Annotated in this window: 17 protein-coding genes; 11 read left to right on the forward strand and 6 right to left on the reverse strand. The window is 66.7% G+C overall.

The window, feature by feature from the left end; all coding sequences use genetic code 11:
- The first annotated feature begins 45 nt into the window (after positions 1–45).
- From H8S47_RS17225 to H8S47_RS17260, 8 genes are all read left to right on the forward strand, one after another.
- Positions 46–939, forward strand: coding sequence for a transglutaminase family protein (locus H8S47_RS17225; protein ID WP_187505008.1), 894 nt, complete (start codon positions 46–48; stop codon positions 937–939).
- A 93-nt stretch (positions 940–1,032) separates the two neighbouring features.
- Positions 1,033–1,968 (forward strand): DnaJ C-terminal domain-containing protein, encoded by a 936-nt coding sequence (locus H8S47_RS17230; protein WP_187505009.1) that lies wholly within the window; start codon positions 1,033–1,035, stop codon positions 1,966–1,968.
- Between the two features lie 82 nt (positions 1,969–2,050).
- Complete coding sequence (locus H8S47_RS17235) at positions 2,051–2,926, forward strand: YihY/virulence factor BrkB family protein (RefSeq protein WP_235518308.1); 876 nt, start codon at positions 2,051–2,053, stop codon at positions 2,924–2,926.
- Positions 2,927–2,937: 11 nt separating this feature from the next.
- On the forward strand, positions 2,938–3,741 hold the full coding sequence (gene fabI, locus H8S47_RS17240; RefSeq protein ID WP_328805595.1) for an enoyl-ACP reductase FabI: 804 nt from the start codon (positions 2,938–2,940) through the stop codon (positions 3,739–3,741).
- Between the two features lie 35 nt (positions 3,742–3,776).
- A complete protein-coding gene (locus H8S47_RS17245) occupies positions 3,777–3,989 on the forward strand; it encodes a DUF4160 domain-containing protein (protein WP_214655151.1) in 213 nt (70 codons plus the stop codon).
- Complete coding sequence (locus H8S47_RS17250) at positions 3,973–4,326, forward strand: DUF2442 domain-containing protein (protein WP_187505012.1); 354 nt, start codon at positions 3,973–3,975, stop codon at positions 4,324–4,326. The genes H8S47_RS17245 and H8S47_RS17250 overlap by 17 nt, the downstream gene beginning before the upstream one ends.
- A complete protein-coding gene (gene aroC, locus H8S47_RS17255) occupies positions 4,323–5,390 on the forward strand; it encodes a chorismate synthase (RefSeq protein ID WP_187505013.1) in 1,068 nt (355 codons plus the stop codon). Before H8S47_RS17250 ends, aroC begins: the two co-directional genes overlap by 4 nt.
- Positions 5,391–5,447: 57 nt before the next feature.
- Positions 5,448–5,936, forward strand: a complete 489-nt coding sequence (locus tag H8S47_RS17260; RefSeq protein WP_187505014.1) for a hypothetical protein — start codon at positions 5,448–5,450, stop codon at positions 5,934–5,936.
- A gap of 58 nt (positions 5,937–5,994) precedes the next feature.
- Here the strand turns inward: H8S47_RS17260 and H8S47_RS17265 are convergent, their stop codons facing one another.
- The 5 genes from H8S47_RS17265 to H8S47_RS17285 all read right to left on the reverse strand — a co-directional run bounded on the left by H8S47_RS17265 (position 5,995) and on the right by H8S47_RS17285 (position 11,774).
- Positions 5,995–7,284 carry an adenylosuccinate synthase gene (locus tag H8S47_RS17265; protein WP_187505015.1) on the reverse strand — a complete coding sequence of 430 codons (1,290 nt, stop codon included), beginning with the start codon at positions 7,282–7,284 and terminating at the stop codon, positions 5,995–5,997.
- A gap of 30 nt (positions 7,285–7,314) precedes the next feature.
- Positions 7,315–8,436 carry an ATP phosphoribosyltransferase regulatory subunit gene (locus H8S47_RS17270; RefSeq protein ID WP_187505016.1) on the reverse strand — a complete coding sequence of 374 codons (1,122 nt, stop codon included), beginning with the start codon at positions 8,434–8,436 and terminating at the stop codon, positions 7,315–7,317.
- On the reverse strand, positions 8,433–8,786 hold the full coding sequence (locus H8S47_RS17275; RefSeq protein WP_328805596.1) for an endonuclease domain-containing protein: 354 nt from the start codon (positions 8,784–8,786) through the stop codon (positions 8,433–8,435). The genes H8S47_RS17270 and H8S47_RS17275 overlap by 4 nt, the downstream gene beginning before the upstream one ends.
- Before the next feature lie 127 nt (positions 8,787–8,913).
- Positions 8,914–10,491 carry a phosphoglycerate dehydrogenase gene (serA, locus tag H8S47_RS17280; protein ID WP_187505017.1) on the reverse strand — a complete coding sequence of 526 codons (1,578 nt, stop codon included), beginning with the start codon at positions 10,489–10,491 and terminating at the stop codon, positions 8,914–8,916.
- A 128-nt stretch (positions 10,492–10,619) separates the two neighbouring features.
- Positions 10,620–11,774: a phosphoserine transaminase gene (locus tag H8S47_RS17285; protein WP_187505018.1), complete on the reverse strand. Its 1,155-nt coding sequence runs from the start codon at positions 11,772–11,774 to the stop codon at positions 10,620–10,622.
- Between the two features lie 227 nt (positions 11,775–12,001).
- Between H8S47_RS17285 and H8S47_RS17290 the strand changes: the two genes are divergently transcribed.
- Together H8S47_RS17290 and H8S47_RS17295 are read left to right on the forward strand one after the other, a co-directional pair.
- Entirely contained in the window at positions 12,002–12,655 is a 654-nt protein-coding gene (locus tag H8S47_RS17290) for an extensin family protein (protein WP_187505019.1), read from the forward strand.
- Between the two features lie 122 nt (positions 12,656–12,777).
- The gene (locus tag H8S47_RS17295) at positions 12,778–13,662 is read left to right on the forward strand and encodes an LOG family protein (RefSeq protein ID WP_187505020.1); all 885 of its coding nucleotides are present in this window, start codon (positions 12,778–12,780) and stop codon (positions 13,660–13,662) included.
- 144 nt (positions 13,663–13,806) lie between these two features.
- On the opposite strand, the gene H8S47_RS17300 is transcribed toward H8S47_RS17295, so the two are convergent.
- Positions 13,807–14,511, reverse strand: a complete 705-nt coding sequence (locus H8S47_RS17300) for a c-type cytochrome (protein ID WP_187505021.1) — start codon at positions 14,509–14,511, stop codon at positions 13,807–13,809.
- A gap of 116 nt (positions 14,512–14,627) precedes the next feature.
- Here H8S47_RS17300 and H8S47_RS17305 point away from each other — a divergent pair, with 116 nt between their 5' ends.
- Entirely contained in the window at positions 14,628–15,530 is a 903-nt protein-coding gene (locus H8S47_RS17305) for a prephenate dehydratase (protein ID WP_187505022.1), read from the forward strand.
- Positions 15,531–15,615 lie beyond the last annotated feature (85 nt).

The following is a 15,615-nucleotide window of genomic DNA, read 5'->3' on the forward strand; positions in this document are numbered from 1 at the left end:
TAAGAAGAGGACCGCCCTCTCGGCGACGGGCAGCGGGTTGCTTTCATGATCTACGATATTCGCCACGTAACAACGTTCGATTACGGCGCGAGCGTCAAGTTCGCGCGCTGCAACCTCCGGTTGAAGCCGATCGACTGGCCGGGCCAACACCTGGATTCCTATACGCTGTCGGTCCACCCCGCCGGCCGCACCAGCGCCGCGCGCGCCGAGGCGGGGCTTGCCAACGTGACGCGGCTGGTGGTCGACAGCCCGGTCCGCCACCTGACGATTGAAAGCCGGTCGCGGATCACGGTCGACCGGCTGATCCCCGTGCCCGACGCCAGCGATCCGACGCTCGCCGAAATCGCGGCGATGGCGCGGGCGAGCACCGATCTCTCCGCGGCGAGCCCGGCGAACTACATCTACCCCTCCCCGCTGATCCCGCTCGACCAAGCGATCGCGGACTATTGCGCGGTCGATCTCGATCCGTCCCGGGGCGCACTGGAGGCGGGGATCGCGCTCGCGCGGCGGATCCAGCATGAGTTCGAGTTCGACGCCGACGCGACGCTCGTCGATACGCCGCCGCACGAGGCGTTCCTCCAGCGCAAGGGCGTGTGCCAGGATTTCGCGCAGATCATGATCACCGGGCTGCGCGCGGCGGGGCTGCCCGCGGCGTATGCGTCGGGCTATATCCGAACGATCCCGCCCGAGGGCCAGCCCCGGCTCGTCGGCGCGGATGCGACGCACGCCTGGGTGTTGCTGTGGTGCGGGCCGGTACGCGGCTGGGTCGGCGTCGATCCGACCAACGGAATCTGGATGGCGAGCGACCATATCGTGATGGCGGTCGGGCGGGATTACGCCGAGATCGCACCGGTCGACGGGGTGGTGCTCGGGTCGGGCGCACAGAACATGGATGTCAGCGTGGATGTGGCGCCGTTGGACGAATTCGCGGCAGTCTAGGATGGGTCGGCGGCAGACGTGTTCCGCACGCGCGCAATTGCGTTGCGCTGCGCACCGCCCCACATAGACGCGCAAGTTAGAATGGGGACGTAAGTGGCCGATCCGTACAAGACTCTGGGTGTAGCGCGCGACGCGACCGAAGCCGACATCAAGAAGGCGTACCGCAAGCTCGCAAAGGAGCTTCATCCCGATCGCAACAAGGACAACCCGAAGGCGTCGGAGCGGTTCAGCACGGTCACGAACGCGTACGACCTGCTGAACGACAAGGACAAGCGCGCACGGTTCGATCGCGGCGAGATCGACGGCGACGGCAACCCGGCGTCGCCGTTCGGCTTCGGCGGCGGCGGCGGGCGACCCCAGCCCGGCGGCGGCTTCCGCAGCGAAGGCTATGAGAGCGGCGCCGGCGGTGCCGACATGAGCGACATCTTCGAGGGCTTGTTCGGCGGCGCGCAGCGTGGCGGCGGCGGCGGGTTCTCCGGCGGCTTCGGTCGCCGACCTCAGCCCAAGGGCGAGAATGCCGCGTATCGCCTGCAGGTGCCGTTCGTCGAGGCGGCGACGCTGGAGCCGCAGCGCGTGACGCTTGCGGACGGCAAGACGCTTGACCTCAAGCTGCCCGCCGGGGTCGAGACCGGCACGCAGATGAAACTGGCCGGCAAGGGCGAGCAGGGTCCGGGCGGCGCGGGCGATGCGATCCTGACGATCGAGGTCCAGCCGCACAAGTTCTTCACGCGCGACGGCGACGATGTCCGCCTCGACCTGCCGATCACGCTGGCCGAGGCCGTGCTGGGCGGCTCGATCAAGGCACCGACGGTCGACAAGCCGGTGATGCTGACGATTCCCAAGGGTACGACATCGGGCAAGACGCTGCGCCTGAAGGGTAAGGGTTTCCACAAGAAAGGCGGCACGCGGGGCGACCAGTTGGTCACGCTCATGATCGATATTCCCGCCAGCGATGCGGCGCTGACCGCGTTCGTTGAAAGCTGGGATGGGCGCAACGCTGGGAACCCGCGGGGGGCCATGGGCGTCTGAACCCGTTGTGAATGACAATACCCTAACGCCCGAAGCGCGCGCGCACGATCATGGTGCGACGCGCGCCCGTCTCACCCGCGGCATGGCGAAGGTCAGGCCAGGCAGCTACGCGTTCGAAATCGTCAAGCGGGCAGCCGTCGGCGTATTCAACGACGGCTTCATCCATGCGGGGAACCTTGCCTATCTCGCGTTGATGACGGTGTTCCCGTTCTTCATCGTCGCGGCCGCGATCCTGTCGATCTTCGGGCAGAGCGTCGAGACGGTGCGCGCGGTCGAGTCGTTCCTCAACGTCCTGCCGCCGAACGTCGGCGACCTGTTGCGCAAGCCGATCGCCGACGTGCTCGCCGCGCGGACCGGGTCGCTGTTGTGGCTCGGCGCGCTCGTTGGGCTGTGGACGGTCGGCAGCTTCGTCGAGACGATCCGCGACATCTTCCACCGCGCCTACGGGATCAAGGCGACCGCGCCGTTCTGGAAATCGCGGCTCGGCTCGTCCGCGGTGATCATCCTGTCGGTGGTGATCGCGCTGCTGTCGTTCCTCGTCCAGGGTATCCTGACCGCGGCCGAGCAGTTCATCTACCGCCTCGTCCCCTTCGCGCAGGACGCCGCCGGGTGGGTCGGGCTGTCGCGGCTGATTCCCGGCCTGCTGATGTTCGGCGCGCTGTACCTGCTGTTCTATTCGGTGACGCCGTCGCGCTATCGCTATTCGAAGTGCCGCAAATGGCCGGGCGCACTGTTCACCACCGCCTGGTGGGTCAGCGCGACCGCGTTGCTGCCGGTGATCCTGTCGCGGCTCGGTGGCTACGACCTGACCTATGGCAGCCTGGCGGGCGTTGTCATCATGCTGTTGTTTTTCTACGTCATCGGGCTCGGGCTGGTATTCGGCGCCCATCTCAACGCGGCACTGGCGGAACCACCCGAAACAACGCTAGAGCAACCCGCTACGGATATGCAGGTATAGGCGGGGATGGCGTGAACGGTTTGATGGCGGGCAAGCGTGGGCTGATCATGGGCCTGGCGAACGACAAGTCGCTGGCCTGGGGGATCGCCAAGAAGCTGTCCGAGGCGGGCGCCGAACTCGCGTTCAGCTATCAGGGCGAGACGATGGAGAAGCGCGTCCGCCCGCTCGCCGAACAGCTGGGCGTCGCGCGGCTGTTCGATTGCGACGTGTCGGACATGGGCGCGCTAGACGCGACCTTCGACAAGTTGGCGCAGGAATGGCCGACGATCGACTTCGTGGTCCACGCGATCGGCTTTTCGGACAAGAACGAGCTGCGCGGGCGGTTCGTCGATACCAGCCTCGACAATTTCCTGATGACGATGAACATCTCGGTGTATTCGTTCGTCGCGGTGGCGCAGCGCGCGGCCAAGATGATGACCGAGGGCGGCGCGATGCTGACGCTCAGCTATTACGGCGCCGAGAAGGTCATCCCGCACTACAACGTGATGGGCGTGGCGAAGGCCGCGCTCGAGACCAGCGTGCAGTATCTCGCAGTGGATCTCGGCCGCGACAACATCCGCGTGAATGCGATCTCGGCGGGCCCGATCAAGACGCTGGCCGCCAGCGGCATCGGCGATTTCCGCCTGATCCTGAAGTGGAACGAGTTGAACTCGCCGCTGAAGCGCAACGTGACTATCGACGACGTCGGCGGGGCCGGGCTGTACCTGCTGAGCGACCTGGCGAGCGGTGTGACGGGCGAGACGCACCACGTCGACGCCGGCTACAACGTGATCGGCATGAAGGCCGAAGACGCCCCCGATATCGCGCTGGCCTAGTGCCAACCGTGCTCCGACTGCATGGCCTGCGGTTCATGATCTTCCTCGACGATCACGCACCAGCGCACGTTCATGTATTCGGAAACGGCGAAGCGAAGATCGAGATCGGAGGCGACGGGGGCTCTCCGCGCATGTTATATGCGGAAGGACTGAGCGGCGCGATGCAGCGGCGTGCGCTTGCCGCCGTCGCACGGAACCGGGCAATGCTGCTGACGAGATGGGTCGAAATCCATGGCCGAACTGACTGACGAAGACATCCAGGCTGCGAACGAGCGCGGTCGCATCGCAATGGCGACCAAGCCACGGGCAAAGAGCGCGCGCTACGATCGGGACCAGGGTCGGATCGTGGTCGATCTGGTGAATGGATCGACGTTCGCATTCCCTCCGCATCTGTTGCAGGGCTTTGATCGCGCGACCCCGGACCAGATCGCCGAAGTCGAAATACTGGGCGTCGGATTTGGCCTGCATTGGGAGTCGCTCGACGCTGACTTTACCGTGGCGGGGCTCATGGCCGGCCGCTTCGGCACGGCGCGTTACATGGCGGAGCGGTTCGGCGCTGCCTGGGATGCGGTCGCAGCGGAATGAGCTTCAATACGTTTGGACGGCTGTTCCGCTTCACCACCTGGGGTGAGTCGCATGGCCCTGCGCTTGGCGCAGTCGTCGATGGGTGCCCGCCGGGGATCGCGCTGAGCGAGGCCGATATCCAGCCGTGGCTCGACAAGCGCCGCCCCGGAACCTCGCGCTTTACCACGCAGCGGCGCGAGCCGGATACCGTCCGCATCCTCTCTGGCGTGTTCGACGGCCGCACCACCGGCACGCCGATCAGCCTGATGATCGAGAATGTCGATCAGCGCTCGAAGGACTATTCCGACGTCGCCAAGGCGTATCGCCCCGGCCATGCCGACTATGCCTATGATGCGAAATACGGCTTCCGCGATTTTCGTGGTGGTGGGCGCTCGTCTGCGCGCGAAACGGCAGCGCGCGTTGCCGCTGGTGCGGTCGCGCGGCTCGTTGTCCCGCAGGTCCGCGTCCGCGCGTGGGTCGAGGCGATCGGCGGCGATGCGATCGATCCGGCGAACTTCGACGATGCGCAGATCGATCAGAACCCGTTCTTCTGCCCCGATGCCGAAGCCGCGCTGCGCTGGGAGACGCTCGTCGACGCCGCGCGGAAGTCAGGCTCGTCGCTGGGCGCGGTGATCGCGTGCGAGGCGACCGGGGTGCCCGCAGGCTGGGGCGCGCCGCTCTACGCCAAGCTCGACTCCGAACTCGCCTCCGCCTGCATGAGCATCAATGCCGTCAAGGGCATCGAAATCGGCGACGGATTCGCCGCCGCCGCGCTGTCGGGCGAAGCGAATGCGGATCCGATGCGTCCGGGCGTCGATGGTCCTGAATTCCTCGCCAACCATGCGGGCGGGATCGCCGGCGGGATTGCGACCGGCCAGCCGATCCGCCTACGTGTGGCGTTCAAGCCGACCAGTTCGATCCTCACCCCGGTCGAGACGATCAGCCCGACCGGCGAGGCCGCGACGATCGCCACCAAGGGGCGTCACGATCCCTGCGTCGGCATCCGCGGAGTCCCCGTCGTCGAGGCGATGGTCGCGCTTGTGCTGGCCGACCAGGCGTTGCTGCATCGGGGCCAGTGCGGCTGACGACGGAACATATGCGGCACTGAAGCGCTTGCTCTTCAATAACTTAGGAGAGTGATAATGCGTATTCTAACTTCGATCGCAGCCGCAGCCCTGATCATTCCAAGCGTGGCGATGGCTCAGACGGGCACCACTGGCTCGATGGGCGGCACCACCGGTGGAACGATGAGCGGCGGCACCATGGGTGGTTCGACCATGGGCGGCACGACCGGCGGCATGTCGACCGGCACGATGGATCAGGCCAATCCTTCGACGACCACGCAGTCGACCACGACGACGCGCACGCAGCGTGACACCAAGGAACGTAGCCGTACGCGTGGCACCACGTCGGGCACGATGAACGGCACGACTCGTGGTACCGGCACGACGGGCAGCACCATGTCCGGCACGACCGGCAGCACGATGGGCGCCGACACCATGGGCGGCACCACGGGCACCACGACCGGTACGATGGGTGGAACCACCGGCGGCACCATGGGTGGCATGACCACCGGTGGCACGATGGGTTCGACCACGGGTGGAACGACCGGCACGACCACGCCGCGCTGATCCAGCCCTTCTCGCGTAAATGAAAAGCCGGGCGGGCGATCGCCCGGCTTTTTGCGTATCAATCCGAGAACGGATCGCGGACGAGGATCGTGTCGGCTCGCTGCGGGCTGGTCGAAACCAGCGTCACCGGGCAGCGGATCAGCTCCTCGATGCGGCGGATATACTTGATCGCCTGCGCCGGCAGGTCGGCCCAGCTGCGCGCGCCGGCGGTCGTCTCCTGCCAGCCTTCCATCGTCTCGTAGATCGGCTCGACCAGCGCCTGGTCCGCTGCATGCGCCGGGAAGTAATCGAGCGTCTCGCCGCGCAAGCTGTAGCCGGTGCAGATCGATACGGTCTCGAACCCGTCGAGCACGTCGATCTTGGTCAGTGCGATTCCCGTGATCCCACCGACCGCCGCCGCCTGGCGCACCAGCACCGCATCGAACCAGCCGCAGCGGCGCTTCCGTCCGGTGACGGTGCCGAATTCGTGGCCGCGGACGCCAAGGCGCTCGCCGGTCTCGTTCTCGAGCTCGGTCGGGAATGGTCCCGAACCGACACGCGTCGTATAGGCCTTGGCGATACCAAGCACGAAGCCGACCGCGGATGGCCCGAGGCCAGAGCCACCGGCCGCAGCACCCGCGATGGTGTTCGACGAGGTCACGAACGGATAGGTGCCGTGATCGACGTCGAGCAGCACGCCCTGCGCGCCCTCGAACAGGATCCGCTTGCCGGCCGAGCGCGCGGCGTTGAGATCGCGCCACACGGGCTTCGCGAACGGCAGCACGAAGCCGGCGATCTCGCGCAGCTCGGCAATGAGGCGCTCGCGATCGATCGGCGGTTCGCCGAACCCGGCGCGGAGTGCGTCGTGATGCGCGGTAAGTCGATCGAGCTGCGGCCCGAGATCGTCGAGGTGGGCCAGATCGCACACGCGGATCGCGCGACGGCCGACCTTGTCCTCATATGCGGGCCCGATGCCGCGGCGCGTGGTGCCGATCTTGCCGGCGCCGCTGGCGTCCTCGCGCAGACCGTCGAGATCGCGGTGGAACGGCAGAATCAATGCGCAGGTATCGGCGATCCGCAGCGTCTCCGGCGTCGCGACAACGCCCTGCGCGCCCAATCGCGCGATCTCGTCCTTCAGCGCCCAGGGATCGAGCACCACGCCGTTGCCGATGAACGACGGCGTGCCGCGGACGATGCCCGATGGCAGCAGCGACAATTTGTACACGTTGTCGCCGACGACCAGTGTGTGGCCGGCATTGTGGCCGCCCTGGAACCGCACGACCATGTCGGCACGCTCGGCGAGCCAGTCGACGATCTTGCCCTTGCCTTCGTCGCCCCATTGCGCGCCGATGACTGCTACGTTGGCCAAACTCTATCTCCTGAGGATTACGCGCAGCGCCTACAGCGCGCGGGGCTCGCCTGCTACCCCCGGATCTTCACTTGAGACCCAAACATGCGTGCAGACTTGTGCTTCGGGGGTGTCGCCGGCGTCCAGTGCGGCGACCGTGACCCAGCCTTGCGCACGCATGGCGGCGCCTTCGCTGGCTGGCGTGCCGAACGGGAGGAAGAGGCGACGGCGATCGACGGTGGCGACGCGCTCGACGAGTGCATCGGCATAGAGCGAGAAGCCCGTAGCGGCTTCCTCGGCCCCGGTCTCGTGGACCACGGTGTAGGTGCCGCCGCGGCCGACTTCGCGTGGCGAGCCGTCGGCGAAGAGCGAGAAGCCGAGCCAGGTCTGGTATTCGAAGCCATGCCGCTCGGTCGGGTCGAGCGTCAGCGCGACGCGGCCGTCGAGTGCTTCGGCAATGCGCGCGAGACCGTCGAGGCGCGAAGCCAGCGCACCGGTCGTGTCGAACGCACGGAGGCGGTCCATCGCCTGGTCGAACGGCCCTGCGGCCTCGATCAGCGGGAGATAGGCGGGCGCGAGTGCAGCAACGGCGCCGGCGTCCTTCGCGTCGAGCCGATCGCGCAGGGTGGCGATCTGCTCAGATGCGACGGGGAGCGGGCCGGCGGCGAGCGTCGACACGAGGTCGGGGAGCGTGAAGTCGATCGACGCGCCAGTGACATCCGCGGCGGCGATCATGTCGACCGCGACCGCGACGAGTTCCTGCGCGGCGGCGACCGAGTCCAAGCCGATCAGCTCGCAGCCAATCTGCCGGGTCTCACGCGCGGGCGCGAGCTGTGACGCCCGCAGCTTAAGCACCGACCCCGCATAGCTCAGCCGAACCGGCCGAGGGTGGTGGCCCATCCGCGTGGCAGCGATCCGCGCGACCTGTGCAGTGATGTCGGGGCGGATCGCCAGCGTCCGCTGCGACACCGGATCGACGAAGCGTACCGCATCGTGAAGGCCGCCAGCTTTAAGCCGCATCTCCAGCCCATCGGCGAATTCGGCGAGCGGCGGATCGACGCGCTCGTAGCCGTGGAGCCGGGCTGCTTCGAGCACGCGAGCTTCCAGTGCCGCAGCCGAATCGGCGAACGGCGGCAGGCGATCTCGGAAGCCTTCGGGGAGGAGTGCGGTCACTGCGCATGCTCCGCTGTGAGAGCTGCAGAAATAACGTGCCAGACCCCGTCCATCCCGGACGTGATGTCGGCGTTGCTGAACCGTATCACGCGATATCCCTGTCTTTGCAGCCAATCCGTTCGGCTTTCGTCGCGCGCTTGGTCAACATGCGTATCGCCGTCAACCTCGATGATCAGTTTGGCGTCGCGCGCAGCGAAGTCGGCGATGTAGGCGCCGATGACGAACTGGCGGGTGAATTTGGTGTTAGCGATCTGCCGGTCACGGAGGTGGCGCCAGAGTTTCGCCTCTGCCGGGGTAGGCTCGCGCCGCATCCGCTTCGCGCGATCCAAGAGTAGGTCGTCGACCTTCACTGCTCCTGCTCCCTCTCCCCCTTCCGGGGAGAGGGCTGGGGTGAGGGGCGCCGCGAGCGCCGTCCTCTCCAACTGCCCCTCACCCAACCCTCTCCCCGGAGGGGAGAGGGCTAAGTCAGTAACACCGTTAGAAGTTGAGGCCCATTGCGGTCTTCACGCCGGGGAGGGCGCGGACTTTCGTCAACAGGTCGGGGGTCACGGCTTCGTCGACCGACAACAGCAGCACCGCCTCACCGCCCGCCGAACGCCGCCCGAGATGGAACGTCCCGATGTTCACGCCAGCCTCGCCAAGCGCAGTTCCGAGACGACCGATGAACCCCGGCGCATCCTCGTTGACGACGTACAGCATCGGCCCGGCCAGATCGGCTTCAATCTTGATCCCCAGCAGTTCCACCAATCGCGGCGCCGAATCGCCGAACAACGTGCCCGCAACCGACCGCTCGCCGTCCTCGGTCTTCACCGAAACGCGGAGCAGCGTGTGGTAATCCGCCTCGCGCTCGGTACGGACTTCGCGGACTTCCAAGCCACGCTCGCGCGCCAGCACCGGCGCGTTGACCATGTTGACGGTCGCGGTCTGCGTCTGGAGATAGCCCGCGAGCACCGCGCTCGTGATCGGCTTCGCATTGAGCTCAGCCGCCGCGCCCTCGGTATGCACCGAAATGCGGGACACTGCACCGGTGGTCAGCTGGCCGACCAGCGACCCCAGCTTCTCGGCCAGCGCCATGTACGGCTTGAGCTTCGGCGCTTCCTCGGCCGACAGCGACGGCATGTTGAGCGCATTGGTGACGCCGCCCGACATCAGGAAATCGGCCATCTGCTCGGCGACCTGGATCGCGACGTTGACCTGCGCCTCGGTCGTCGACGCGCCGAGATGCGGAGTGCTGATGAAGTTCGGCGTGTTGAACAGCGGCGACGCCTTGGCGGGCTCCTCGACGAACACGTCGAGCGCGGCGCCGCCGACCTGCCCCGAATCGAGCGCCGCCTTCAGCGCGACCTCGTCGATCAGGCCGCCGCGTGCGCAGTTGATGACCCGCACGCCCTTCTTGGTCTTGGCGAGCGCCTCGGCCGAGAGGATGTTGCGCGTCTGGTCGGTCAGCGGCGTGTGCAGCGTGATGAAGTCGGCGCGCGCGAGCAGTTCGTCGAGCGTGACCTTCTCGACGCCGATCTCGATCGCGCGCTCGGGCGTCAGGAAAGGATCGAACGCGACGACCTTCATCTTCAGGCCGCGCGCACGGTCGGCGACGATCGAGCCGATATTGCCCGCGCCGATCAGGCCGAGCGTCTTCGACGTCAGCTCGACGCCCATGAAGCGGTTCTTCTCCCACTTGCCTGCCTGGGTCGAGGCATCGGCCTCGGGAAGCTGGCGGGCGAGCGCGAACATCAGCGCGATCGCGTGCTCGGCGGTGGTGATCGAGTTGCCGAACGGCGTGTTCATGACGACCACGCCCTTTGCCGAGGCGGCGGGGATGTCGACGTTGTCGACGCCGATGCCGGCACGGCCGACGACCTTGAGGTTAGTGGCGTGCTCGAGGATTTCCTTGGTCACCTTGGTCGAGCTGCGGATCGCGAGGCCGTCATACTCGCCGATCATCGCCATCAGTTCTTGCGGAGTCTTGCCGGTGATCTCGTCGACCTCGACGCCGCGCTCGCGGAAGATCTGGGCAGCGCGGGGATCCATTTTGTCGGAAATGAGGACTTTTGGCATGGGATTTCCTTCTTCTCCCTCTCCCCTCCGGGGAGAGGGTCGGGGTGAGGGGTGGTACGGGGAGGTGGCGCTGCTTGGCGGCCCGTCACCCCAGCCCTCTCCCCGGCGGGGAGAGGGAGCGATATTGATTAAGCGGCCTTGGCGCTCGCGTAGGCCCAGTCGAGCCACGGGCCGAGCGCCACGATGTCGGCGGTGTCGACGGTCGCGCCGCACCAGATACGCAGGCCCGGAGGCGCGTCGCGGTAACCCGCCACGTCATACGCCGCGCCGGCCTTTTCGAGCGCCGAGGCCATCGCCTTGATCAGCGCCTCGTCCGCTCCCTCGACCGTGAGGCAAACGCTGGTCTTCGACCGCGTCGTCGGATCGATCGCCAGATGCCCGAGCCAGTCGCGCTCCGCGACGATCTTGTCCAAAGCAGCAGCATTCGCATCCGACCGCTTGATCAAGCCGTCCTCGCCAAGCGACTTCGCCCATTCGAGGCTGAAGATCGCATCCTCGACGGCCAGCATCGACGGCGTGTTGATCGTCTCGCCCTTGAACACGCCCTCGGTGAGCTTGCCCTTCGAGACGAGGCGGAACACCTTCGGCAGCGGCCAAGCCGGCGTGTACGTCTCAAGCCGCTCGACCGCGCGCGGCCCGAGGATCAGCACGCCGTGCGCGCCCTCGCCGCCGAGCACCTTCTGCCACGAGAAGGTGGCTACATCGATCTTCGTCCAGTCGATGTCGTACGCAAACACGCCCGACGTCGCATCGGCGAACGACAGCCCTTCGCGGTCGTCCGGGATCCAGTCCGCGTTCGGCACGCGCACGCCGCTGGTGGTGCCGTTCCAGGTGAACAGCACGTCATTCGACCAGTCGACCGAGTCCAGATCGGGCAGCTGGCCGTAATCGGCGCGCACCACGGTGGGGTCGATCTTGAGCTGCTTCACGGCATCCGTGACCCAGCCTTCGCCAAAGCTTTCCCATGCGAGCGCCGTCACCGGCTTCGCGCCCAGCATCGTCCACATCGCCATCTCATACGCGCCGGTGTCGGAACCGGGGACGATACCGATGCGGTGGGTGTCGGGAAGCTTGAGCAGTTCACGCATCAGGTCGATGCTGTACTGGAGGCGGGTCTTGCCGATCTTCGAGCGATGCGAGCGACCGAGCGATGCGGTGGCGAGCTTGTCCGCGGACCAACCCGGAGGTTTCGCGCAGGGACCGGAGCTGAAAAAGGGACGTGCGGGCTTCGTAGCAGGCAGCGCAGGCGCACCTGTAGCGGGTGCGTAGGTCGTATTCGTCAATGTATCTCTCCTCACAGAGAGCACGCGCGGCGTTGGGACCGCGTGGCCCATCGCCGGCCCTAGCGGCGTTCGCGGGGGTGTCAACTCTTCTCCCTGCCGTTCGCCCTGAGCGAAGTCGAAGGGTCCCGTCCCTGCGGCGACCCGTCCCTGTGGCGAGATGCTTCGACTTCGCTCAGCACGAACGGAGAAAGGGTGACAATCACGGCCAAGGCGAGGATTATACGCCCATGTATCGCGTATTTTGCTCCCTTATCGTTACCCTTCTGCTTGCCGCCTGTGGGCGCGCCGATCGTCCCACTGCCCCGCAACAAACCCGCCCCAACCTCTCCGTCCCGAGCAATCGGGAAACAGCGCAGTGCCTTGCCGATCTCCGCCAACTCCACGTATCGTTCCAGCTCCTGCCCGACCGCGAGACTGGCCCCGGTTGCGGGCTCGCCGGCACCGTCAAACTGGTCGATATCGGTGTGCCGGTCGCCAACCTCACTGCGGTCCGGTGCGGCGCGGCACGCGCGTTCATCGGCTGGACGCGCAACGCGGTGGCACCCGCCGCCTATCAGATGCTCGGCAGCGAACTCGCGCGGATCGACAGCATGGGGAGCTATTCGTGTCGCAACGTCGTCGGTTCGGCGCGCAATGCGAGCCGGCGCTCCGGGCATGCGATCGCCAACGCGATCGATGTCGGCGGGTTCGTGCTGAAGGACGGGCGGCGAATCACCGTGCTCAACGACTGGAACTCGTCCGATCCGCAGGTTCGGCAGTTCCTCCAGACGATCCGCGCGTCGGCGTGCAAGCGGTTCGGGACTGTGCTCAGCCCGGACTACAACGCCGCGCATCGCAACCACCTGCATCTCGAGGACGATCGCGCGGGTTTCTGCCGCTGATGCTCTCCTGCGCACGCGGGAGGCCAGGATTACGAACGCGGTACTCCGCGACCCTGGATTCCTGCGTTCGCAGGAAAACGGCAGTCTAGCCCTGCCCCCGCCTTTCCTCTAGTCGCGCCTGAATGACCGATACACGTATACCGACACGCGTTTTCCCCAACGCCAGCCAGGACGCCGAGACCGCCAAGGACTCCGTCTCCACCCCGCAGACGCAGCACCCGCATTACCGGCTCGCCTTCCAGGACATGGATTTCCTGTTGCGCGAAGACCTGCGCCCGGTGCGGTTCCAGCTCGAATTGCTGAAGACCGAACTCGTCCTAGACGAGGCGAAGATCGGCTCGACGTTCGTGTTCTATGGTTCGGCACGCATTCCCGAGCCGTCGAAGGCCCAGGCATTGCTGGCGCTCGCAACCGACGAGAAGTCGAAGAAGATCGCCGAGCGGCTGGTCGAGAAGTCGAAATATTACGACGTCGCGCGTGAGCTGGCGGCCAAGGTCAGCGTGTTGCCGCGCGACGAGCGTGGCTGGCGGCAGTTCGTGGTGTGCTCGGGTGGCGGTCCGTCGATCATGGAAGCGGCGAACCGCGGCGCGGACGACGTGGGGGCCGAATCGATCGGGCTGAACATCGTCCTGCCGCACGAGCAGGCGCCGAACCCGTACGTCACCCCGTCGCTGTCGGTGCAGTTCCACTATTTCGCGCTGCGGAAGATGCACTTCCTGCTCCACGCCCGCGCGCTCGCCGCGTTTCCGGGTGGGTTCGGGACGTTCGACGAGCTGTTCGAGCTGCTGACGCTGATCCAGACGGGGAAGATCCAGCCGATCCCGGTGCTGCTGTTCGGCCGCGAATTCTGGGAGCGGGTCGTCAATTTCGATGCGCTGGTCGAGGAAGGCGTCGTCAGCGAGAAGGACCTGTCGATCTTCCGCTACGTCGAGACCGCGGACGAAGCCTGGGACGCGGTGCAGTCGTTCTATCGTGAGCGGGCCGAGAAGGAAGCCGCCGAGGGCTGAGGTTCCCGGAGTGTGAAGACACCCCTTCTAACCCCTCTCCCCTCCGGGGAGAGGGTCGGGGTGAGGGGCTGCCAAGCAGTGCAGCGCCTGGTACTGCCCCTCACCCCAGCCCTCTCCCCGGAGGGGAGAAGGAGCAGGAAGAGGTTACTTCTCCGAGCGCGCGCCCTTGCGGGCGGCTTCCGGATCCACCGACGGTGCACCCGACGCAGGCGTGCCGGTGTTGGCGATGTCCGCCGTATCCGCGCCGTTCTCCACCGCAGCCTCGGCCGCGTTGGCGGTTGCGGGCTGGTCCGCGCCGGCGGCCGGCGCAGCGCCCGCGGCGGGTGCCGCCGGCAGCGGCAGGTTCGAGCCCTGCTGGTTGAGGTACAGGATCACGTTCGCACGGTCCTGCGCGTTGCCGAGGCCGGCAAAGGTCATCTTCGTGCCGTTGGCGAACTTGCGCGGGGACGTCAGCCACGCGTTCATCTTGTCGAAGTCCCAGGTGCCGCCGACACCCGCCAGCGCAGCGGAGAAGGCGAAACCGTTCTTGCCCTTGGCGATCGCTTCACCGAGCGTGCCGTAAAGGTTCGGGCCGACACCGTTCGCACCGCCCTGGTTGATGGTGTGGCAGGCCGCGCACTTCTTGAACACTTCGGCGCCCTTGGCGGCGTCGGCGGTCGGCAGCAGCGAGGCGATCGGCACGTCCGCGGCGGCACCGCCAGCGCCTTCCTCGACCACGCCCTCGATCGCGTAGCCCATCTTCTCCGGTCGCTCGCCGTGGAACAACATCCCACCGACGATCGACAGCCCGAGCGCCGCACCACATCCTGCGAGCACCCAGCCGGCGATCGTATTGGTCCGATTGTCCATCTTGCGCATCCGCCCTGTTCTGTTTGGGATAGCCATAGAAAAGGCGGGCGCGCACCGCAAGCCGCGCCTTCACCCGCTCTTGAACATGCGCGCCGGCCCCATTACGCGCCCGGCGGATGGAAAACTTCGCCGCACCCGCCCGCCCGATCGTCGCGCGGATGACCGAAGCTGCCGCCGCAGACCCCGCGCGCGCCGTGGCGTTCCAGGGTGCGCCGGGCGCCAACAGCCATGTCGCGGCGGTCGAGGCGTTCCCGAACGGCCTGCCCCTGCCCTGCTTCGATTTCTCCGACGCGATCGATGCGGTGAAGGACGGACGGGCGGACTGCGCGATCATCCCGATCGAGAATTCGCTGCATGGCCGCGTCGCCGACATCCATTTCCTGCTGCCCGAATCGGGCTTGGTGATCACCGGCGAGCATTTCCTGCCGATCCGCCATGCGCTGATGGGACCCGGTCCACGCGACGGTATCCGCCAGGCAATGAGCCACCCGCAGGCGCTCGGGCAGTGCCGGCATTGGTTGAAGGCGCACGGGATCGAGCCGGTGAGCTATCCCGACACCGCCGGGGCTGCGGCGAAGGTGGCCGAGCTCGCCGATCCTGCGATTGCCGCGCTGGCGCCGCCTGCTGCGGCCGGGCTGTACGGTTTGGAGTTGCTCGCGACCGACATCGCCGATGCGGATCACAACACGACGCGGTTCGTGGTGCTGGCGCGCGGCGGCAAGCCGCCCGCGGCGCAGGAGCCGGTCGGCGGCGAATGGATGACGACGCTGATCTTCGAGGTGAAGAACGTCCCCGCCGCGCTGTACAAAGCGGTCGGCGGGTTCGCCACCAACGGGGTGAACATCACCAAGCTGGAGAGCTATCAGCGCAACGGCAGCTTCTCGGCGACCGAGTTCTACGCGGATGTGGTCGGCAAGCCGGGCGACGCGAACCTCGATCATGCGCTGGAAGAACTGGGGTTCCATTCGAAGTGGCTGCGGGTGTTGGGCACCTACCGCCAAGCGCGGTCGCGGGGGTGACCTTACTTGCTCCCCTCCCTGGAAGGGAGGGGTTGGGGGTGGGTCGGGTTCCGCACATCCCACCGTTGGGGCTAAAGCTGGCCAA

Source organism: Sphingomonas albertensis (assembly GCF_014358075.1).
GTDB lineage: Bacteria > Pseudomonadota > Alphaproteobacteria > Sphingomonadales > Sphingomonadaceae > Sphingomonas > Sphingomonas albertensis.

What these genes read in the sequence shown, in the direction of transcription:
- H8S47_RS17225 (WP_187505008.1), top strand. Translation starts at nt 46, where the DNA reads ATGATCTACGATATTCGCCACGTAACAACGTTCGATTACGGCGCGAGC.
- H8S47_RS17235 (WP_235518308.1), top strand. Translation starts at nt 2,051, where the DNA reads ATGGCGAAGGTCAGGCCAGGCAGCTACGCGTTCGAAATCGTCAAGCGG.
- H8S47_RS17245 (WP_214655151.1), top strand. Translation starts at nt 3,777, where the DNA reads ATGATCTTCCTCGACGATCACGCACCAGCGCACGTTCATGTATTCGGA.
- H8S47_RS17250 (WP_187505012.1), top strand. Translation starts at nt 3,973, where the DNA reads ATGGCCGAACTGACTGACGAAGACATCCAGGCTGCGAACGAGCGCGGT.
- aroC (WP_187505013.1), top strand. Translation starts at nt 4,323, where the DNA reads ATGAGCTTCAATACGTTTGGACGGCTGTTCCGCTTCACCACCTGGGGT.
- H8S47_RS17260 (WP_187505014.1), top strand. Translation starts at nt 5,448, where the DNA reads ATGCGTATTCTAACTTCGATCGCAGCCGCAGCCCTGATCATTCCAAGC.
- serA (WP_187505017.1), bottom strand. Translation starts at nt 10,491, where the DNA reads ATGCCAAAAGTCCTCATTTCCGACAAAATGGATCCCCGCGCTGCCCAG.
- H8S47_RS17290 (WP_187505019.1), top strand. Translation starts at nt 12,002, where the DNA reads ATGTATCGCGTATTTTGCTCCCTTATCGTTACCCTTCTGCTTGCCGCC.
- H8S47_RS17295 (WP_187505020.1), top strand. Translation starts at nt 12,778, where the DNA reads ATGACCGATACACGTATACCGACACGCGTTTTCCCCAACGCCAGCCAG.
- H8S47_RS17300 (WP_187505021.1), bottom strand. Translation starts at nt 14,511, where the DNA reads ATGGACAATCGGACCAATACGATCGCCGGCTGGGTGCTCGCAGGATGT.
- H8S47_RS17305 (WP_187505022.1), top strand. Translation starts at nt 14,628, where the DNA reads ATGGAAAACTTCGCCGCACCCGCCCGCCCGATCGTCGCGCGGATGACC.